The sequence below is a fragment of the Microcystis sp. LE18-22.4A genome (genome assembly GCF_027531105.1).
In the GTDB taxonomy this organism is placed as follows: domain Bacteria; phylum Cyanobacteriota; class Cyanobacteriia; order Cyanobacteriales; family Microcystaceae; genus Microcystis; species Microcystis aeruginosa.
In genome coordinates, this window is record NZ_JAPZRB010000342.1 from 1 (window position 1) to 4742 (window position 4742).

Consider the following 4742-nt stretch of genomic DNA (forward strand, 5'->3'; position numbering starts at 1 on the left):
TCATCGGGTAAATTACCTAATTTTCAGGGAAAAAGTCCCGGAATTTTCCCCCCGACCACTCCCATATCTGGTACTTTTTGATTGACAAAAAGTCTAAAAGTCTTACCCAACAAGGTTTTTAGATTTATTCAGCTAACCCTACTTAACTAAATTTAGACAACAAAAATCGACCCTGATTGTTAAGAGCAAAAGCTTTTCCACTCTCCCCCACTTCTTCACTTTTTCATGGCCAGGGTCAAACCATCACCAATAGGAATAATACTGATATTTACCCGTTCATCCTGCTGAATTTTGGCATTAAGTGAACGGATAATTTTGGTGCGATTATCGGTGCTATCGGCCGCCGCTACTCGTCCCGACCAAAAAACATTATCGATGGCGATAATTCCGCCGCTTCTGACCAATTGTAACGCCCGTTCGTAGTAGGGATCATAATTACTTTTATCGGCATCGATAAAGACAAAATCAAAACTATTACTTTCTCCCCCGGCGATTAATTGATCTAAAGTCTCCAGGGCCGGGGCAATTCTTAAATCGATTTTATCGGCGACACCGGCCTGCTGCCAATAACGGCGGGCTATACTGGTATATTCTTCCCTTAGATCACAGGCGATCAGCTTGCCTTCTGGGGGTAAAGCTAAGGCTACCACTAGAGAACTATAACCGGTAAAAACCCCTATTTCTAGGGTTTTTTTCGCCCCGATCGCCTGTACCAAAAAAGCCATAAACTGACCTTGTTCGGGGGCAATCTGCATGACTGCCAGGGGTTGAGAGGCAGTTTCTTGACGTAATTGAGCTAAAATAGGAGATTCTCGCAGACAGATAGATTGATAATAGGAATAAAATTGTCGATCGAGTCCAAGAGTTTGATTAGCCATAAAAAAATTGCTAGTGGATAGAGTTATCGAGTAAAATTCTGGGTAATCTGAAGCTAGAGAGAGCGTATTGGTTGACCAAAAAGGAAGACTTGGCAGGAAGCAAATCATGATGAAACCCGACTCGGATCATCTCTTTAACGAGGATCTCGAACAGCTGTTAGAGAGTTTAGAAGACAAAGACGCCGACGGTGACGAGGCTCTAGAGGAACTTTTTGGCGATAGTATCAATTGGGAAGAATCCGCCACTAATGATCTTTATTCTAACCCCGGACCGGCTCCCAAGTTAGAACCGGAAGATGGGGATGATCTCGAATCTCTGCTGCTAGAAAATGCGGTGGTTCTGGACTCAGAAGCAATTATAGCTATCGGCAACCCCAATTTTTACGACAGCCCCGAAGACTTAGAAGCTTTTCTGGAAAAACCCACGCCACCGGCGCAACCGCCACTACCAGACATCTTTGAATCCCTAGAGGCCTTCCTCTGGGAATCCCCAGCAGTGGACTGGGTGGCCGCGGTGGAACCTCTGACAGGGTTAGAATCACTGGAAATTGCCCCAGAAAGCCTCCTAGAGGATGAATTCAAGGATTTAGAAAAACTCCTCGAAGAAACCAATCAGGTGATGGCAGCAAATCCGGCGGCCAGTGTCAGTCCGCCAGTCGGGTCAAAAAACCTGCGTCCCCTTGTCAGTAAAGCTTTTGAACAGACGATGCGGGTGCCGATCAAACAATTGGATAACCTCAGCAATCTGATCGGGGAACTGGTGGTTAAACGCAATCGCCTTGAAGAGGAACAGGATCGCCTGCGTCTCTTTTTAGATAATTTGCTAACCTGCGTCCAACATCTGGGTGATGTGGGCAGTCGGATGCAGGATCTCTATGAAAGAAGCCTCCTAGAAGGGGCTTTACTGGCTAGTCGCAATTCCGGTGGTGCCATCGGTTACGGTAGAGTTCAGGGAGAAAATCAGGGGGATTCGGCCATGGCCGGCGAACTAGATGCCCTAGAGATCGACCGTTTTACCGATTTCCATTTATTATCCCAAGAGATGATCGAATTGATCGTACGAGTGCGAGAATCGGCCTCTGATCTTCAATTTGTCGTCGATGAAACCGATCAGGTGACGCGCAGTCTGCGACAGGCCACCACCCAACTACAGGAAGGGATGACCAAATCGCGCATGGTTCCCTTTAGTCAAGCCGCCGATCGCCTACCCCGGGCAATTCGCGATATTTCCCTGAAACTCGATAAACAAGCCAAATTAAAAGTGGAAGGGGGTGATGTTCTCATCGATAAGATGATCCTCGAACATCTCAATAGTCCCATGACCCATCTGGTCAACAATGCGATCACCCACGGCATTGAATCACCCCAAGAACGCATGGCCAAAGGGAAACCTGCCCTCGGGACCATCTCTGTCCGGGCATTCCTACAGGGGAATCAAACCGTGATCACCGTTGGTGATGATGGGGCCGGTATTGATGCTGATCAGGTGAAACGCAAGGCGATCGAAAAAGGCCTGATCGGCGATCAGGAAGCTGAACACCTCAGTCCCCAAGAAGTCTATAAACTCCTCTTTCACCCCGGTTTTAGTACCAAAGATCAGGCCGATGATTTTGCTGGTCGTGGGGTGGGTTTAGATGTGGTGCAGACCAGTTTAATCGATGTGCGCGGGACCGTTACTATTGACTCGGTACTGGGCAAAGGAAGCACTTTTACCATCCGTTTACCCCTAACCCTGAGTATCTGTAAGGCCCTCTGTTGTGTTAGTAATCATGCGCGCATCGGGTTCTCCATGGACGGAGTGGAAGATATGAAAAATTTCCGGTCCAGCGATATCCAAATGGATCGGGAGGGACGGCGCTGCGTTGTCTGGCAAAATACTTTACTACCCTTCCAACCCTTGAGCGAATTGCTTTCCTACAATCGGCAACTAAGTCGCGGTAGTTTTTATACTGGCAAACAGGAGCAAGACTCTTTTTCGATCGTGATCCTGCGCGGTGGTAATAATCTCCTCGCAGTACAGGTGGATCAAGTGATCGGTGAACTGGAAATCGTCATCAAACAGATCGAAGGACCGATTCCGAAAACGGCTGGGATTGCTGGGGCGACGGTTTTGGGCGATGGTACGGTGATGCCGATCGGCGATGTGTTAGAGTTAATCGACATCGCCAGGGGTCGTCTGCGTACCGATAACGGTGTTCTTTGGCGCCAACCTGCCCCCCCCGTAGCGGTGGAAACTAGCCAAAAATCGGGGGCTATGGTTCTGATTGTCGATGATTCGATTACTGTCCGGGGATTGCTCTCTTTAAGCTTTAGTAAAGCCGGTTATCGTGTGGAACAGGCCCGGGATGGTCAAGAAGCTTGGGAAAAATTACGCGGCGGTTTGCCCTGTGATATCGTTTTCTGCGATATCGAGATGCCCCGCATGAATGGCCTAGAATTACTGTATAATTTGCAAAAAGACCCCCGATTAGCGTCGATTCCCGTGGCTTTATTGACTTCCCGAGGAGCGGAACGTCATCGTCAGGTGGCGGCGACATTAGGAGCTAGTGGTTATTTTACCAAGCCCTACACGGAAAGAGATTTACTCTCGGCGGCTCAAAGAATGATTGCGGGGGAAGTGTTACTAGCTAATAGTATTAAAGCGACTCGTAATCGGTCTTTATCCCCCGATGCAACGATTATTGACAGTAATCCCGCTAATTTCTTTGCACAATCGACTCCTCGGGTCTTGATTGTCGATGATTCGGTAACGGCGCGGGAAATGTTAGCGATTTCTTTGGTTAAAGCTGGTTATCGCATTGAAAAGGCCCGAGACGGTTTAGAAGCATGGGAAAAATTACGGGCTGGATTAGCTTGTGATCTGATTCTCTGCGATCTCGAAATGCCTCGCCTGAATGGGTTAGAATTGCTCTCTCGTCTGCAAAAGGATGAACAACTTCAGAGGATACCAGTAGCGATGATTACCTCGCGAGGGTCGCAAAAAATGCAGCATCTCGCCGCTGCTAAAGGGGCAAAAGGTTATTTTGTCAAGCCCTATATTGAGGATGTTTTACTGTCGGCAGCCCAACGTTTAATCGCTGGTGAGGTGTTAATCCAAAAAGACAGTCCCGCGGATTAGCTTAGGTTAACTTGCTAATTTGAATTTGTTTTCTGGAAAATCATTAAATGTTGTTGGGGCAAAGTCTCGATGATTTCTTCTGGCAGTAAACCGATAGCGGCCATTTCTTTTTCTACCTGTCTGCGGGTCATTTTATGAAGGGCCTTGATGGGAATCAGGGGATTTTCACGACGGTATTCTACTAATACCACCCTACCATCGGGTTTTAAGGATTTGACCAGATTCTCCATCATCTCGCGGGGAGAGGAAAACTCGTGATAAGCATCGACCATTAAAGCTAAATCGATCGCATTTATAGGCAATTTGGGATCGGTTTCTGTGGCGAGAATTGTGGTTATATTCTTCACTTGATTTTCCTCGGCTAAAAAATCAATTGCCCCTAACATTTCCGGTTGCACATCGACGGCGAAAACTTGTTCTACTAAATTCGCCATAGGAAAACTCAAATAACCTGTCCCCGCGCCGATATCTGCCACTAGGTCTGTGGGTTTTAAATGTAGTGCGGTGATCAGATCATCGGGTTTTTCCGTGAAACGGCGACTAGGACGTTCTAACCATAACATTTCTTGGTGTCCCATGACTTTAGCGATTTCCCGTCCTAGATAAAATGGCTCTTCGGGAATTGTTATGCAAATAATTAACTTAAAATAAAATTCGATGAGAGCGCCTACGCTCAAAAGTAGCTGAAATCCATACAGGGAAGGACTTAAGGCACAAACAGGTTAATACCAAAAGATAGACAATTG

At 47.1% G+C, this 4742-nt stretch carries 3 protein-coding genes; 1 reads left to right on the forward strand and 2 read right to left on the reverse strand.

Annotated features, from left to right (window positions below; genetic code table 11):
• Window positions 1–215: 215 nt before the first annotated feature.
• Entirely contained in the window at window positions 216–878 is a 663-nt protein-coding gene (locus O9295_RS15160) for a class I SAM-dependent methyltransferase (RefSeq protein WP_288033640.1), read from the reverse strand.
• Window positions 879–984: 106 nt separating this feature from the next.
• Between O9295_RS15160 and O9295_RS15165 the strand changes: the two genes are divergently transcribed.
• Entirely contained in the window at window positions 985–3996 is a 3012-nt protein-coding gene (locus tag O9295_RS15165; RefSeq protein ID WP_288033643.1) for a hybrid sensor histidine kinase/response regulator, read from the forward strand.
• Window positions 3997–4010: 14 nt separating this feature from the next.
• Here O9295_RS15165 and O9295_RS15170 read toward each other — a convergent pair whose 3' ends face one another.
• A complete protein-coding gene (locus tag O9295_RS15170) occupies window positions 4011–4655 on the reverse strand; it encodes a class I SAM-dependent methyltransferase (RefSeq protein WP_288033645.1) in 645 nt (214 codons plus the stop codon).
• Between the last annotated feature and the right edge of the window lie 87 nt (window positions 4656–4742).